This is a genomic window from Longilinea arvoryzae (assembly GCF_001050235.1).
Taxonomy (GTDB): Bacteria; Chloroflexota; Anaerolineae; order Anaerolineales; family Anaerolineaceae; genus Longilinea; species Longilinea arvoryzae.
In genome coordinates this window covers 3813563-3829404 of the sequence record NZ_DF967972.1, presented here as the reverse complement: position 1 = coordinate 3829404, position 15842 = coordinate 3813563, and the positions used below count along the sequence as shown (strand labels likewise).

12 protein-coding genes are annotated in these 15842 nt (G+C 56.4%); 9 read left to right on the top strand and 3 right to left on the bottom strand.

The features are described 5' to 3' along the window. On the top strand, positions 1 to 1299 hold the full coding sequence (locus LARV_RS17190) for an NAD(P)/FAD-dependent oxidoreductase (RefSeq protein WP_075074798.1): 1299 nt from the start codon (positions 1 to 3) through the stop codon (positions 1297 to 1299). A gap of 562 nt (positions 1300 to 1861) precedes the next feature. Continuing rightward, positions 1862 to 3193 carry a chromosomal replication initiator protein DnaA gene (dnaA, locus tag LARV_RS17185; RefSeq protein ID WP_075074797.1) on the top strand — a complete coding sequence of 444 codons (1332 nt, stop codon included), beginning with the start codon at positions 1862 to 1864 and terminating at the stop codon, positions 3191 to 3193. 249 nt (positions 3194 to 3442) lie between these two features. Here the strand turns inward: dnaA and pfkA are convergent, their stop codons facing one another. The 3 genes from pfkA to LARV_RS17170 form a co-directional block, all read right to left on the bottom strand. Then, positions 3443 to 4426, bottom strand: coding sequence for a 6-phosphofructokinase (gene pfkA / locus LARV_RS17180; RefSeq protein WP_075074796.1), 984 nt, complete (start codon positions 4424 to 4426; stop codon positions 3443 to 3445). A 17-nt stretch (positions 4427 to 4443) separates the two neighbouring features. Further along, complete coding sequence (locus tag LARV_RS17175; protein ID WP_075074795.1) at positions 4444 to 8355, bottom strand: DNA polymerase III subunit alpha; 3912 nt, start codon at positions 8353 to 8355, stop codon at positions 4444 to 4446. A 146-nt stretch (positions 8356 to 8501) separates the two neighbouring features. Then, a complete protein-coding gene (locus LARV_RS17170) occupies positions 8502 to 9401 on the bottom strand; it encodes a hypothetical protein (protein WP_075074794.1) in 900 nt (299 codons plus the stop codon). Positions 9402 to 9746: 345 nt separating this feature from the next. Here LARV_RS17170 and LARV_RS17165 point away from each other — a divergent pair, with 345 nt between their 5' ends. The 7 genes from LARV_RS17165 (at position 9747) to LARV_RS17135 (ending at position 15778) form a co-directional block, all read left to right on the top strand. Next, positions 9747 to 10157 (top strand): cobalamin B12-binding domain-containing protein, encoded by a 411-nt coding sequence (locus tag LARV_RS17165; RefSeq protein WP_075074793.1) that lies wholly within the window; start codon positions 9747 to 9749, stop codon positions 10155 to 10157. 14 nt (positions 10158 to 10171) lie between these two features. Continuing rightward, positions 10172 to 11212 carry a methylmalonyl Co-A mutase-associated GTPase MeaB gene (gene meaB / locus LARV_RS17160; RefSeq protein ID WP_075074792.1) on the top strand — a complete coding sequence of 347 codons (1041 nt, stop codon included), beginning with the start codon at positions 10172 to 10174 and terminating at the stop codon, positions 11210 to 11212. A gap of 53 nt (positions 11213 to 11265) precedes the next feature. Next, positions 11266 to 12585 (top strand): aspartate--tRNA(Asn) ligase, encoded by a 1320-nt coding sequence (gene aspS / locus LARV_RS17155; protein ID WP_075074791.1) that lies wholly within the window; start codon positions 11266 to 11268, stop codon positions 12583 to 12585. Positions 12586 to 12652: 67 nt separating this feature from the next. After that, complete coding sequence (locus tag LARV_RS17150) at positions 12653 to 13195, top strand: GNAT family N-acetyltransferase (protein ID WP_075074790.1); 543 nt, start codon at positions 12653 to 12655, stop codon at positions 13193 to 13195. 18 nt (positions 13196 to 13213) lie between these two features. Further along, complete coding sequence (locus LARV_RS17145; protein ID WP_236710004.1) at positions 13214 to 14209, top strand: ribose-phosphate diphosphokinase; 996 nt, start codon at positions 13214 to 13216, stop codon at positions 14207 to 14209. Positions 14210 to 14249: 40 nt separating this feature from the next. After that, positions 14250 to 15095, top strand: a complete 846-nt coding sequence (mutM, locus tag LARV_RS17140; RefSeq protein WP_075074788.1) for a bifunctional DNA-formamidopyrimidine glycosylase/DNA-(apurinic or apyrimidinic site) lyase — start codon at positions 14250 to 14252, stop codon at positions 15093 to 15095. Further along, a complete protein-coding gene (locus LARV_RS17135; protein WP_075074787.1) occupies positions 15095 to 15778 on the top strand; it encodes a hypothetical protein in 684 nt (227 codons plus the stop codon). Before mutM ends, LARV_RS17135 begins: the two co-directional genes overlap by 1 nt. The last annotated feature ends 64 nt before the right edge of the window (positions 15779 to 15842 follow it).

The following is a 15842-nucleotide window of genomic DNA, read 5'->3' as shown; positions in this document are numbered from 1 at the left end:
ATGAAAATTGCCGTGATTGGCGCCGGAATCGGCGGCATGGCTGCTGCGTATGATTTTCTTTCCGCCGGGCATGAAGTCACCCTGCTGGAATCGGCCGATTATGTGGGCGGATTGGCCGCGGGTTTCAAGGAGCCGAATTGGAAGTGGTCGGTGGAACGTTTCTACCATCACTGGTTCCAGAGCGATGCGGCGATTTTGGGGTTGATTCGTGAGCTGGGCTGGGAAAATCGCGTTCTATTTCCGCGGCCCTACACAGTCATGTATTACAACGGCAAGTTCTATCCCTTTGATTCAATCCCGGCGGCCATCCTGTATCCCGGCCTGGGGTATGGGATCAACAAGATTCGATTTGGGCTGGTGGGCCTCTATCTGCGCCTGACCAACAACTGGAAACCGCTGGAAGGCGTGACGGTGGACCAATGGATGCGCAAGTGGGCAGGCGATAAGGTCTACGAAGAGATGTGGGAGCCGATGGTCGTGGGAAAATTCGGCGAACGCTACGCCAAGGAAGTGAACATGGCCTGGCTGTGGGCGCGTTTGAAATCCCGCACCACCCGCCTGGGCACTTATCAGGGCGGCTTTCAGCAATTTGCCGACGACCTGGCGGACGCATTGCGGCGGGGCGGCGCGAAGATCCGGCTTTCGACGGTGATCGAACACATCGAAGCCCAACCCGACGGACGCCTGGCGCTGAACGTGGCGGGTTCGGGCGTGGAGATCTACGACCGCGTGCTTTCAACCACATTCCCGGCCGTGATGGCGCGCATGGCGCCGTCCCTGGCGCCGGATTACCTGCAGGGCCTGCTTAATCTCAAGAGCATGGGCGCGGTGGTCATGGTGCTGGCGCTGCGCCACCAGCTCTCTGAAAAGGGCTACTATTGGTACAACCTGCCCAAAAAAGCCGGCTTTCCCTTCCTGGCCCTGGTCGAGCATACCAACTACCTGCCTGCAGAAAACTACGGCGGCGATCATATCGTTTACTGCGGCGATTACCTGGAAACAGACCACGAGTACTTCCGCCTGAGCCAGGAGGAATTGCTGCAGCGTTTTCTGCCGGCGCTGGAACGCATCAATCCCAATTTCAAACCGGATTGGGTGCGAAAGAGCTGGGTGTGGAAGACGAATTATGCCCAACCGGTTCCGCTCTTGAACCATTCCAGGAACATTCCCGATTTGAAAACACCCATCCCCGGGCTTTATTACGCCAGTATGAGCCAGGTGTACCCGATGGACCGCGGGACGAATTACGCCGTGCTGCTGGCGCGCCGGGCGGCAAAACGGATGCTGACGGAAAACTAACCGATTCCGGCGGTTATTTTTACCGATGTTAAGAACCTTAAATCCGTTAATCTTAGGCAATAAAATAGCAACCCTTTGAGATGCCAGAATCGACCTTTCAAATTCGATTCTGGCATTTTGTAGAGCCCTGGAAATTTTTAGACCATTACCCCCAAGGGTGGAATTATATTTGATGGAATTTATCGAAACGCTATATATGGGGGTAGGGTGGCAAAAAAAGCCTCATAAATACGGCAGAACGTGTCAATGGAACACAGTCTTAAATCTTAGGTTTTCCGCTTATTCCTTAAGGTGAGAAGGCTTAAAGATTGGAACATTTTTAGGCAGGCGTAGGCTTGTCAACTTGTTTCCCCCGTCTGTATCTGTTAGAATGTTTTTACTTAGGGGCCGGGGGGAACCCAAAAGGTTTTTACTGGATCGATTTCCCGGTGTAGATTACACCGACTACAGTTGAATCTCATCGACTCTCCCACTGCAGACCGCAGTGGGCTTGTCTCTCTATTGCTGTCTTCGCCGGCCTTCTGGCCTAGATCTCTGATCATCGTAGGAGGATGCTTTCCTAATGAATGCTGAACAAGCCTGGCAGGCAACATTAAGCCAACTACAATCCGAAATGCCAAAGGCATCCTTCGATACCTGGGTTCGCAGCGCAGAATTAATCAAATATCAGGAAAACATTTTTGTGGTAGGCGTACACAACGCTTACGCGCGCGACTGGCTGGACGACCGGCTGGGTCCGACAATGTCGCGACTTCTTTCGGGTATGATGGGAACGCGGCAGGAAGTCCAGTTCAACGTCTGGCACAAGGAAATCGAAGCCGCCGGTTCGGACGAACCCGCCGAGGTCCGCGCGCCCGAGCCCTCGCGCCAGAACACCAATGTCAATCCGCGCTACACCTTCGAGAACTTCGTGGTGGGCGGCAGCAATCGCATGGCGCACGCCGCCAGCCAGGCCGTGGCCGAGAACCCGGCACGAGCCTACAATCCGCTTTTCTTGTATGGCAGCGTTGGCCAGGGGAAAACCCACCTGTTGCAGGCCATCGGCAATTCGGCCATCAAGCAGGGCCTGCAGGTGTTGTATGTTTCATCGGAGGAATTTGCCAACGACCTGATCAACTCCATTCGCACTCATAACACCCAGGCGTTCCGCGACCGGTACCGCAGTATCGATGTTTTGCTGATCGACGACATCCAATTCATCGCCGGGAAAGAGTCAACGCAGGAAGAGTTCTTTCACACTTTCAACACCCTGCACGGGCAGGACAAGCAGATCGTCATTTCTTCGGATCGCCCGCCCAAGGCCATGTTGACCCTGGAGGAACGGTTGCGTTCACGGTTCGAGTGGGGCCTGACGGTGGATATCCAACCCGCCGACCTGGAAATGCGCACGGCCATTTTGCGCAGCAAGGCCGAACGCGCCAATCGCGAAGTGCCGCCGGAAATTCTGGATTCGATCGCGCGCCAGGTGCAATCCAACATCCGCGAATTGGAAGGCGCATTGACACGCGTGCTGGCTTATGCGGATTTAAGCGGCAAAGCCCTGACGCCCGACCTGGTGCAGGTTGCCCTGGCCGATTTGCTGCCGCAACGCAGCACATTGGAGCCGCGCCAGGTGGTCAAGCTGGTGGCGTCCACGTTCGGTCTGACAGCCGAAAAGTTATTGGGCCGGGATCGATCGCGCGAGGTGGCTTTGCCGCGCCAGGTGGCCATGTACATTCTGCGCGAAGAAGCCAACGTTTCGCTGCCCCAAATTGGCGTTGCCCTGGGCGGGCGTGACCATTCGACGGTGATGTATGCCTGTGAGAAGGTGGCGGATTTGATGGAACGCGACGACCGGCTGCGCCGTCAGGTGCTCCAGATCCGCGAACAGCTTTACAGCCACGCGGCTGCATAACCATCCGAAATTGACTCACAACAAACCCCTTCCAAAGGGGTTTGTTTATTTAACCCGGGAAAATAGAAGGGACTGACAGGTTTTGCCCGGTCAGTCCCTTCAAGGCCCATCCCCGCAGGAAAGCGGCGGATACACAGAAGAGTATACTTAGATTATATCAAATAAACATTGTTTGACCAGGGGGTTAACCTTAAAAAATCACCCTGGATCATAAAAATCCAGGGTGATTGTCAAGCGGATCGGGTTGGCTTATTGAGCCAGTGTCTTGGCCATCTGCATGTGTTCGACGGACAGGGTCTTGCGTTTCGATACGACCGTCTGCAGCGGAACGGGGACCATATCCCGGCCATCCAAACCAACCATCACGTTGGTCTGGCCGTTGAGCAGGAACTGCACGGCGTGATAACCGAACCGGGAAGCCAGCAGCCGGTCGAACGCCGAGGGCTTGCCGCCGCGTTGGATGTGACCCAGGATGGTCACGCGCATGGTGAAGCCGATATCCAGGGCGTTGATCTTTTCGGCCAACTCGTTTGTGTGCGGGGTAAACCCTTCGGCCACCACAACGATGGCGTGGGTTTTTCCGCGCAGGTAGGCGCGTTCGATGGTCTTGGCCACTTCTTCCACGGAGACGCTTTCCTCGGGAATGAGCACCATTTCGGCGCCGACGATGATACCGGCCTGCACGGCCAGATAGCCCGATTCGCGTCCCATCGTCTCGACCAGAAAGGCGCGGTTGTGCGATGAAGCGGTGTCGCGCAGCTTATCGATGGCGTCGACGATGGTATTGAGCGCGGTATCGACGCCGATGCACATATCGGTGCCGTAGATATCGTTATCGATGCTGCCGGGGATGCCGATGACCGGGACGCCCTGTTCGGCGAGTTTGATAGCCCCGTTCAGGGAGCCGTCGCCACCGATGACAACCAGGGCATCGATTTCGGCGTTACTCATCTGGCGAATCGCTTCCCGTTGGCCGCGAGGTTCGCGAAAATCGGTGCTGCGGGCGGTTTGCAGGATGGTGCCGCCGCGCTGCAGGATGCCGCCGACATCGCGCGCGCCCAACGCTCGAAAACGCCCATGGATCAAACCCTCAAAACCATCTTCAACACCTATGACGCGAAGGTCATTTACCAATGCGGTGCGTACAACTGCGCGAATGCAGGGGTTCATGCCCGGCGCATCACCGCCCGAGGTCATAACCCCGATTGTATGAATTGTTTTCTTTGCTACCATATGAAAGACCTGTCGACCTATTGGAGTTTAATAATCTCCACGCGGACATTATCTTCACCCACTAACGCTTTCAAATCGCGCAGCAGATCGGAATTCAAGCCGGTGGTGTCATTCGGAAATTCGAGTAAGAAATGTTTGCCGTTTTCGAAAATTTGCAACGCGAATTTATCGCGTCCCGGGCAAGATTTGAGCATGCCGAGAACGCGGCGCATGCGGCGCACATCTCGCTGGCGGTCACCGCCAGCCCGTAAAACAATGGTAATCATGCGCAATTCGCCAGTTTCGGCCGGATTGCTGGAGGTGCGTTCAGCCGGCGGCATGATGTACTGGATCGGCGTCACCGGCAGGGAAGCGCCGGCTGGCGCGGCTACCGGAGCCGATGGAACGACCGGGCTCTCTGGAGCCGGCTGGATGCTTTTTGGGGGTTCGACTGGCTTATCCGAAGCGACCGGAGCTTCGGCCGGCGCGCGTTGAGGCGCGGCCTGCCACTTTTCATCATTGGGCGGAGGCTGGATCAGATGCCAATCGTCCGGCTCAGGCGGCATTGGCGCGCCGGATTCATCGTCCGAGTCCCAGGGTTCCGGCTGGGGCGGTTCGGCCGGGCCGGAGGGTGATTCGGCGATCATGGTTGGAACGGTCGGTTCAAAATCCGCGCCGTCCGGAGAACCGTAATCGTAACTGGTGGATGTGGAGCCGTCGTAGTAAGAACTGCCGGCTGCTTCGGCAACCGGTTCCACATCGGCCTGGGTGAGCTTATCCACCAGCAGCTTGGGATCGCCATTCTCGGAATCGACTTTGCCTTCGGCGATCAATATGGCATCCATGGCCAACAACCGGTGATATTTATCCCAGGTGCGCGGGAAAAGCACCATCTCGACCACGCCCTGGGTATCCTCGATGGTCGCGAAGCCCATGGGTTTGCCGTCTTTGGTCTGGTGCTGGCGAAAACGGGTGACCATGCCCGCGACGATGACCTTTTCCTTGTTGCCCACTTCGGCCAATTGCGAAGAATAATGAGTGATCTTGCGCCTCAAGGCAGGCATGTACGGGTTCATGGGATGGTCCGACACATACAGGCCGATCAGTTCGCGTTCCCATTCGAGCTGTTCGCGCCGATCCAGCGAATCGCTGGGGTTAAGGATGATTTCTTCTTCGATGCCAGCAATCGAACCGAAAAAGCTAAGCTGGCCGCACTCTGCAGCCCTGAAATTGCTCGAGCTGACTGAGATGATGCGGTCGAGCGCTTCGAGTAATGAACGGCGTTGGCCAAATTCATCCATCGCGCCCACCCGGATCATGCATTCCAAAGCGCGTTTACCGACGGCGCGCAAATCGACGCGCCGCGCAAAATCGTTCAGATCTTTAAACTGCCCGCCCTGTTTGCGGGCCTGCTGGATCAGGTCGACGGCGCCCTGGCCGACGTTCTTGACGGCGCCCAGGCCGAAACGGATGGCCGGGCGCTGTTCGGGCCGATCTTCGATCTCGAAATCCCAGCCGCTGAAGTTGACATTGGGCGGCAGTACGTCGATGCCCATGGCCCGGCAGTCGCCAATGTAATAGGCGACCTTGGCGGTCTCGTTTTTAGAGGCCGACAGCAGCGCGGTCATATACTCTTCCGGATAATGGGCCTTCAAATAAGCCGTCTGGACAGCGATGGTGCCATAATCGGCGGCGTGGGATTTATTAAAGCCGTAGCGGGCGAATTCTTCCCAGTCGTTGAAAATGGCTTCGCAGGTTTCCTGGGGAATGCCGTGTTCGACCGCGCCCTTGATGAACTTGTCGCGGTGCTTTTCCAGCTTTTCCTTCTGCTTCTTGGCAATCGCCTTGCGCAGATCGTCCGATTCGGAGAGCGTATACCCGGCCAGATCCACCGCCGCGCGCATGATCTGTTCCTGGTAAATTGGGATACCGAACGTCTCTTTGAAGATGGGTTCCAACGAGGGATGGCGATAGGTGACGGGTTCCTCGCCATGCATGCGCTTGATATACGATGGAATGAACTCCAATGGGCCCGGGCGGTAAAGGGCGACCATGGCGATGACATTATCCACGTCGCGGGGCTTCATCTGCACCAGGTAGCGGGTCATGCCCGTGCCTTCCAGTTGGAAGACGCCGGCGGTATGACCGCGGCCCATCAACTCGTAAGATTCCGGATCGTCGATGGGAATGTTGTTCAGATTGAAATCAGTTTGATGGCGCTCTTGGATCAATTTGCAGGCGCGCTGCATGATGGTGAGCGTCACCAGTCCCAGAAAATCGACTTTTAACAGGCCCTGGTTTTCGACGACGTGCATTTCGAACTGCACAACCGTCTTGATGGGGCTGTCTTCCGAGCCGCTGGTAGGGCGGTGGAGCGGCGCGTATTCGACGATGGGTTTATCCGTGATGACGACGCCGGCGGCGTGTGTGCCGCAGTTGCGGATGGCGCCTTCCATGCCGCTGGCGGTATCGATCAATTCTTTTAAGTAGTCCGCGCTTTCGTAAGCCTGCTTGAATTCCGGGACAGTCTCGAGCCCTTCCTGGATGGTGATGGTCTTATTGGTGGCCGTATTGAGCAGTTTGGTGACCCGGTCGACCTCACTGAGCGGGATATCCATCACCCGGCCAACATCGCGGATGGCGCCCTTGGCGCCCATGGTGCCGAAGGTGATGATCTGGGCGACCTTGTCCGAGCCGTATTTGCTGGCGCAATAAGACATGACTTCGGAACGGCGGTCGTCCTGGTAATCCAGGTCGATATCGGGCATGGAAATACGCCCCGGGTTAAGGAAGCGTTCGAAGATCAGATCATGACCGAGCGGTTCCACGGTCGTGATTTCGAGCGTATAAGCCACGATCGAACCGGCCCCGGAACCACGCGTGTTGTACCAGATGCCATTTTCGCGCGAGTGACGGCAAAGATCCCACACGATCAAGAAATAGGCGTCGAAGCCCATCTTGTGGATGACGGATAGTTCGTATTCCAGACGCTCGCGCACTTTCGGATCGGCGGCATGCTCACCGTATCGATTCAGCAGGCCTTCTTCGCATAATTTGCGCAGATAAGTCTCGGTGGTAAAACCTTCCGGCACGTCGACGACCGGCAGGTGATATCCCTTGGGGGAAAGATCGACGTTGCAGCGTTCGGCAATGAGGAGGGTGTTGGAGATCGATTCGGGCACTTCCTTGAACAGCGCGCTCATCTCTTCCGGGGAGCGCAGGTAATAGGAATTGTCGCTCATGCGGAAGCGGTTGGGATCGCTGAGAAGCGAGCCGGTTTGAATGGCCAGCAGAATATCCTGCAGGCGCGCATCTTCGGGATTGACGTAATGCGCGTCGTTGGTGGCGATGAAGCGGGAATTGTACCGTTTTCCCAGGCGCAGCAGCGTCTGGTTGATGGTCGCCAATTCCTTGATATTGTGCTGCTGAAGCTCGAGGAAGAAACGGTCCGGTCCAAAAACGGAATAGTACCAATCCAACTTCTCGGCCGCCGCGGCTTCGCCCCGATCCATGATCAATCGGGGAACTTCAGCCGCCATGCAGCCCGAGGTGGCGATCAGCCCTTCGGAATGGGCCGCCAGAAAGTCGTGATCGACCCGGGGATTATAGTAAAAGCCGTCCAACTGGGCGGCGCTGGCAATCTGGAGTAAATTTTTATACCCGGTATCGTTTTCCGCCAGCAGCAGCATGTGATAGGCCTGCTTGTCGAGCTTGGGGTCGCGTTCACCCATGCGGCGTGGGGCGAGATAAGCCTCCAGACCGATAACGGGTTTGATTCCGGCGGCAATGGCCGCGTTGTAAAAATCGACCACGCCAAACATGGTGCCGTGGTCGGTAATGGCCACGGCCGGCATTCCCATTTCCTTGGCGCGTTTGACGAGCTTCTTGACGTTGCTGAAACCGTCGAGGAGGGAATATTCGGTGTGGACATGCAGATGGACGAAGCTCATAAGTTTTTCTACTAATGCCAAATTATAGCACTTGCCCCGCCCCGCACTCTTAAAAGATCACGGCGCTTTGAACCTTTTAAGGCCCGGCGCCGTGAGCGAAAAATCTGGATGCCTGTCATTGATGGACGGGCAGATAAATTAAGATCCTACCACCACAACCGGAACCAGGTTGAAGTCTCGCTGGTTTCTCCCATGTAGGCGGCGGTGACTTTGATGCGGACAATCTGGTTGGCCTCGTAATCTCCGCTGTTAAGGACCATCTGGCTGATGCCGCTCTTGTTCGTGTCCGAAGGGCGGTAGATGCCCGTGCTGCCATCCGGCCACAAGACTTCGATCTTGAGGATGGCGCCGGAAATGGGATCTAGGGATTGGTCAAGTACGATGACCGAGATGGTCTGGTCGGAGTTGGCCGGCAGCAGCGGGTGGTTGACAAACGCATAGGCATGCGGTTGGACCAGCCGGCCGGCAATATTGGATGATTCATTGGGCAGCAAACGCGCCGTGTCGCCCAGGGTGCGATCGTAGTGGATGCGCCCCAGATCGGTGACGCCGACGCGCTGTCCGGTGGGCATCTCAGGCCGCCATTCCAGGCGCGAGTATTTAAAATTCTGGATGATGCGCCCTTCGTAAATCTGGGCTTCCGAGATCGGATCGCCCAGGAAGTGCGCACCGTCATAAGCATCATAGAATTGAAGGAAGGCGTAACAAACCGAATATCCGCTGATCTTCCGGCAAGCCGGGCTATCGGTGGGTATGTTGGCAAGCGGCGCCTGATCGTCCTTTAGATCCTCTCCAAGAGGAGCGAGTTGAACCTCCTCCCCTGAGCCCCCCCGGACCAGATCCAAACGTACTTTTTGAAAATATTGCACGCGCACGTGAGTGATGGGATGTTCGAACTCATCGGTGATCGGATAACCGAAGAGTAAGAGCGGGTCGGAGGCGCTATTGAAGAATTCCAGGAACGGCCCACTGATGGTGTGACCCGTCTCCGGGAAATATAATTCATCCTCCGCCTGCGCGTGGCTTATGCCGACGCTATTCGGCAAGATTAATAGAACCAGTAATATAGATAGTAGAAGTTTTCCCCTCTTCATAGAGAATATTATACGCATAATATTTTATTAAAACAACTGGTAATTGGGTCAAATATACGAAAATTCATGACCATTCTGATCTTTCCATGGCGAAGCGGCGAGGGGAAATGGGGGGACTCAGTAAATATATCGCCATTTATGAAAAGGCGCCAGCCAGAAAGAAACGCAATTCCTCGCGCCTTAGGATTTTTCGAGCCGCGTCATTTGCCTGTTCACATAGTGACGAATTACGTAATCGGAAGGATGCTTAATGCGCGGTATAATTAAAATCGATCACAAACCTGAATGGAGAAGAAGATGGCCGAGCGAAAAATTCGCGTTTTAGTTGCCAAACCGGGACTCGATGGTCATGACCGCGGCGCCAAAGTGGTTTCACGCGCGCTGCGCGACGCGGGCATGGAAGTAATTTATACCGGCCTGCGCCAAACGCCTGAAATGATTGCCGAAGCTGCCTTGCAGGAAGATGTCGATGCAATCGGACTTTCCATCCTCTCTGGGGCACATATGGCGTTAGTGCCGCGGGTTTTGGAACTATTGCGCGCCAATGGTCAGGGTGATGTTCATGTGTTTGTGGGCGGTATCGTCCCCGAATCGGATGTGCAGCCTCTATTGGACATGGGCGTGATGGCTGTCTACGGTCCAGGAACACCAAGTAGCAAGTATATCGATGATATCCGGGCTGCTGTGCTGGGCGCGACTGTTGCCTGAGCGGGGCGGTTTGGATGAATTTAGTCGAAGGTGTGCTGGCAGGTGAGCGACTGGCGTTAGCCAGGTTGATCACTCAGGTCGAAAATGGTTCGCCTGAAGGGCGCGATGCGCTCAACAGGCTTTTTTCGTATACCGGGCGCGCGCATCTGATTGGCGTAACCGGATCGCCAGGGACGGGTAAATCTTCCCTGGTGAACCAGTTGGCCCGCGCTTACCGCCACCCGATGGATGGGCGGCAGCCGGTAAAAGTGGCGGTTGTGGCCATCGATCCTTCCAGCCCATTTACGGGCGGCGCGCTGCTGGGCGACCGGGTGCGCATGCGCGATCTGGCGGGAGACCCGGGAGTGTTCGTGCGCTCGATGGCCTCGCGCGGCGCGTTGGGCGGGCTTTCGCGCAGCACTGCGGCCGTGGTGCAGGTACTGGATGCGGCTGGATTCGATAAAATCTTCATCGAAACGGTTGGCGCGGGGCAATCCGAAGTGGACATCGCCCGCCTGGCGCATACCACGCTGGTTGTCGAAGCGCCGGGATTGGGCGACGACATTCAGGCCATCAAAGCTGGCATCCTGGAAATTGCCGATATATTGATCGTGAATAAGGCAGACCGCCCGGGAGTGGAGAACACCGAACGAGCGCTGCGTTCGATGCTCGAGCTGGCCCATCCGGAGCAAATGCAAATGGGCAGTTGCGGTCGCGGAGGGCACGGCAATAAACCCAGGACCGGCACCCTTCCGGCGCTGGAAGATCAAATCTGGATTCCCCCCGTGCTGCGGACCGTCGCCATGCAGGGGAGCGGGACCCAGGAAGTGTTGGCCGCCATCGAGCGCCATGCGGCTCACCTTCGCGAAACCGGCGAATGGCAGGCTCGTGAGCGCGAACGTCTGGAGAGCGACCTGAACAATCTGCTTCAGGCCATTCTGGTGGCGCGCTGGCGCGAAGGCGTGAGCGACGCCGAACTGCAGGACATCGTCTCACGCTTGCAGGACCGTGATCTCTCTCCCTACCAGGCCGCCGAGCAATTGCTGGACCTGGCAGAGAGCCCGAACAAAGTATAAAAACACCCCGCCAAAGGGTGGAGCATTTTGGAGGAGAGGTAAGGATAATTTTTATGGAACGAACTTTTATCGCTGATCTTCGCCAACATATTGGTGAAGAAGTCAAAATCCAGGGTTGGCTGCAAGTACTGCGCGACCAGAAGAAAATGCAGTTTCTGGTCGTACGGGATACCACCAGCACCGTCCAGGTTGCATTCTGGAAGGGCAACGATGCTGCACTGGCGGAACAAATTTCGACCTTGACCACGGAAAGCGCATTGACCATCACCGGCACGGTGGTCGATAATCCGGTCGTCAAACTGGGCGGGTTGGAACTTCAATTGGCTTCACTGGAAGTGAACAACCTGGCCGAGTCGCCCATGCCCTTCGAACCCTACGGCGATACGCTCCCGCAGCTCGATTTCCGCATGGACTGGCGCTATCTCGATCTGCGCCGCAAGGAAAACCTGTTGCTGTTCCAGGTGCAAACCACCGCTGAATTCGCCATGCGCGAATTCTGCCAGCAGAATCGTTTTGTCGAAATTCACACCCCCAAAATCGTGGGCGCCCCCAGCGAAAGCGGCGCTGAACTCTTTACCATCGAATATTTCGATCGCAAGGCGTATCTGGCTCAGTCTCCGCAATTCTACAAGCAGATGGCGATGGCCGCTGGCTTCGAACGCGTTTTCGAAATCGGCCCGGTCTTCCGCGCCGATCCGTCCTTCACTTCACGCCATATGACCGAATTCACCGGCGTGGACATGGAAATTTCCTGGACTCAATCCCATGAAGACGTGATGGCCATCCAGGAACGCTGGTTGAACCACATTTACCAGCGCGTCAAGGATGTGCACGGCGAGCAAATCCGGGAAGTATTCAATCACGAAATCGTCGTTCCGACCCTGCCCTTCCCGCGCATCCCAATGGCCGAAGTCATTCAAATCCTCAAGCAGCGCGGTTATCAACTGCCGGCCGATAAGAAGGGCGATATCGATCCGGGCGGCGAACGCGAAATTGCCGCTTATGTGAAGGAAAAATACAATCACGATTTTGTGTTTGTGACCGATTGGCCGATCACGGCGCGCCCGTTCTATCACATGCGCCATCCGAATAATCCCAACCTGACGATGAGCTACGACTTGATCGCCAACGGCCTTGAGATTACCACCGGCGCACAGCGCGAGCACCGGCCCGAAATTCTCAAGAAGCAGGCGTTGGAAAAAGGCCTGCACCTCGAGCCCATCCAGTTCTACCTGGATTTCTTCCGCTTCGGCTGTCCGCCCCACGGCGGTTTCGGTCTGGGACTCTCCCGTCTGTTGATGGTGATGCTCGGACTGAACAACATTCGTGAGTCGGTCTTCCTCTTCCGCGGCCCAACTCGCTTAATCCCGTAACGCTCAACACTTCCCTGGGGGGCTCCCCTCAGGGAAGTGTCTCGTTCGATCAAAGGATGCGCTTGAAATGATCACCGGCTCTACCGTTCGCCTGCGGGCAATCGAACGCCAGGATTTGCCTCACTTTGTCCAATGGCTGAATGATCCCAATGTGAATCGGAACTTGCTCGTCACGGTGCCGCTTTCGCAGGCCCAGGAAGACGGCTGGTTCGAGCGCGTTTTAAAGCTTCCCCTGGAAGAACAACCCCTGGGAATCGAAGCGCAGACCCCCGCAGGCTGGAAATTGGTGGGCAACTGCGGGTTCGGCAATATCGATTCACGCAATCGCAGCGCTGAAATTGGTATTTTTATCGGCGATGCGGATTATTGGGACAAAGGATATGGCACGCAAGTTTTACGATTACTGGTGAAGTATGGCTTCAACTCCCTGAATTTAAACCGCATCTTTCTTAATGTCTTTGAAACCAATCCACGCGGAATTCGCTGTTATGAAAAAGCTGGTTTCGTTCACGAAGGTCGTCTGCGGCAGGCAATTTTCCAGGATGGGCGCTATATCGACATGCTGGTGATGAGCGTGCTGCGTTCCGAATGGTCTGATCGAGATATTTGATTCAAAGGTTGGTGAAAAATGCCCTCTGCTATTCGTTTTCGACACGAACGCATGAATTTCGGGGATGTCAAGCTTTACACTGGCACAGCTTGCCCGGATCTGGCGGCGAGTGTCGCGAATTATTTAAATGTCCCGTTGTGTGACCGGGATGTGGTGACTTTTCCGAATGACAACTTATTCGTAAAATTGCATTCGAGCGTCCGCGGTCAGGATTGCTACGTCATCCAGACCACGTCTGCGCCGGTCCATCGCAACCTGATGGAATTATTGATCATGATCCAAACGCTGCGGCTCGATTCGGCTGCCCGTATCACGGCCGTGATTCCGTACCTGTGCTATGCCCGGTCAGATAAGAAGGACCAGCCGCGCATTCCCATTACCGCCCGCCTGGTGGCCGATATGATCGAGGTGGCCGGAGCGGACCGCTATGTCACGATGGATCTGCACGCCGGACAGATTCAAGGCTTTTTCTCCATCCCCGGAGATGTACTGACGGCATTTTACATTCACATTGATTACTTGCGTTCGATCAAAGATCGCATGCAGTCGCCGGTGGTGGTCACCGCCGACCTGGGCTTTGCCAAGAAAGCCCGGAACTACGCCGCATCCCTGAACATCCCACTTTCCTTTATCGAAAAACGGCGCATGGGGAACGACGCCAAGGCCCAGGCATTGACCCTGATCGGGGATGTCTACGACCGCGATGCGATCATCGTCGATGATGAGGTGGATACCGGCGGTTCGATTGCCCAGGCCGTCAATTTGGTCAAGGACAACGGCGCGCGCAATGTATATGTCATTTTCGTCCACCCGGTTTTGTCATTGAATGCGGCCGATCGCCTGGCGGCGTTGCCGGTGACCGAATTCATTGCCACCGACACCATCCCGATCCCTCCTGAAAAGCGCGCCCTATTCGGCGATCGCCTGCGCATTCTTTCGGTTGCCCCGCTGCTTGGCGAGGTAATCCGGCGCGCAAACGAAGGCCGCAGCGTGGGTGAACTCTTCAACGAATAATTCAGACCGCACTTTCGCGATTCCTGGCTGAGCACCGGTTATGCCTGAACTTCCCGAAGTCGAAACCATTGTCAGAGCGCTGCGCGACGGCGGGCGCGGCGGACCTTCCATCGTTGGCCAGGTGGTTCAATCCGTCGATTTATTGTGGAGCCGAACCCTGGCCGAACCCCTGCCGGCGGAATTCGAAGCGCGTCTGCCGGGCCAGCAGGTCGTGAATGTCGAACGGCGTGGAAAGTTCGTCATCCTGAGACTTAGCCGTGATTTTCTGCTCATTCACCTGCGGATGAGCGGCGATTTGCGGGTCGAACCGGGCGGAGCGCTTCAGCCGCACGACCGGCTCATTTTGAATTTCACGGATGGCCTTCGGCTGGTCTTCAATGACGCGCGCAAATTTGGGCGGGCCTGGTTGACGCCGGACCCGGATACGATCGTGGGCGGGCTGGGTCCGGAACCCTTCGATCCGGCTTTATCCGGGGATGAATTCTACCGTCGCCTGGCGCAGCGCCGCCGCCAGATCAAGACTCTACTGCTGGATCAAACCTTTCTGGCCGGGGTGGGGAATATCTACAGCGATGAAGCCTTGCATTTGGCCAGGATTCACCCGCTGCAAAATTCCGCCCACATCAGCCGGGAACAGGCCGAGCGTCTTCTTCAAGCGCTGCGCGAGGTGTTGACCCAGGGCATCCGGACCAACGGCGCGAGCATCGATTGGGTCTATCGCGGCGGCGAATTCCAAAACACGTTTCGAGTCTATGGCCGCAAGGGGCTGCCCTGCCCGGTTTGCGGCACTCCGATCGCCCGCCTTGTGGTGGGCCAACGCAGCACGCATTTCTGCCCGAAATGTCAGGTCCTGGCGGGTGCAGAAACCATTTCTGGGAGGGATTGATGCAACCTTCAAGCGTATATCTCATCCTGGCGGTCATTTGTGTAATCGTCGGCTTCATCGGCGGCGCGTTAGTTTCGACTCTTTTTTCCGAACGTGAAAAGAAACAAATGCGCAGCGAAGGCGACCTGCTGCCCGAAGGCATCGATCGCGAGCAGTACACCCAGAGGTTGCGCCTGTGGCGGGACGCGGATGGCGCATTGGTGACCGAATTGCGCGGCCGGATCCTGACGGATATCAAGCAGGCCAGTACGGCGCAGCGTCTAGAACTCGAAGAGATCACCGACCAATGGCAGAACTGGTTGGGCGTGCGCCTGAATGTGACCAGGCCCGCGGCACAACCCGAACCGCAGCCTGCTCCCGCAGAGAAACCGGTCGTTCAGCCGGTCGTCGTTCCACACCAGCCGGAAATGCCGAACAGCAATCCTGATAACGGAATTCTGGTTAAAACGCCGGACGGCGGCGGGTCGATGGTCGATCAGATCAACGATATCCTGCAGGAAGGATTGGTTCACACCCGGTTGCAGCATTCCGTGAAAATTACCCAGGATCTACGCGAGGGGATCATTGTGTGGTTGGATGGGGGGCGTTACGTGGGCGTGGATGAGGTGCCTGACCCGGACGTAAAGAAGCTCATTCGAGCGGCCGCGGCGGAATGGGAAAGACGTTCTGAGACCCCCAAATAGGCACGGTGGTCAATTTTATCCGTTCAGGGTAAAATGCCCTTGAGAAATTTGAAAGGAAAGATTG

Coding starts and splice junctions, on each gene's coding strand:
- meaB (WP_075074792.1), top strand. CDS start 10,172: ATGAATTTAGTCGAAGGTGTGCTGGCAGGTGAGCGACTGGCGTTAGCC.
- pfkA (WP_075074796.1), bottom strand. CDS start 4,426: ATGGTAGCAAAGAAAACAATTCATACAATCGGGGTTATGACCTCGGGC.
- LARV_RS17175 (WP_075074795.1), bottom strand. CDS start 8,355: ATGAGCTTCGTCCATCTGCATGTCCACACCGAATATTCCCTCCTCGAC.
- dnaA (WP_075074797.1), top strand. CDS start 1,862: ATGAATGCTGAACAAGCCTGGCAGGCAACATTAAGCCAACTACAATCC.
- LARV_RS17190 (WP_075074798.1), top strand. CDS start 1: ATGAAAATTGCCGTGATTGGCGCCGGAATCGGCGGCATGGCTGCTGCG.
- aspS (WP_075074791.1), top strand. CDS start 11,266: ATGGAACGAACTTTTATCGCTGATCTTCGCCAACATATTGGTGAAGAA.
- LARV_RS17135 (WP_075074787.1), top strand. CDS start 15,095: ATGCAACCTTCAAGCGTATATCTCATCCTGGCGGTCATTTGTGTAATC.
- mutM (WP_075074788.1), top strand. CDS start 14,250: ATGCCTGAACTTCCCGAAGTCGAAACCATTGTCAGAGCGCTGCGCGAC.
- LARV_RS17145 (WP_236710004.1), top strand. CDS start 13,214: ATGCCCTCTGCTATTCGTTTTCGACACGAACGCATGAATTTCGGGGAT.
- LARV_RS17165 (WP_075074793.1), top strand. CDS start 9,747: ATGGCCGAGCGAAAAATTCGCGTTTTAGTTGCCAAACCGGGACTCGAT.
- LARV_RS17150 (WP_075074790.1), top strand. CDS start 12,653: ATGATCACCGGCTCTACCGTTCGCCTGCGGGCAATCGAACGCCAGGAT.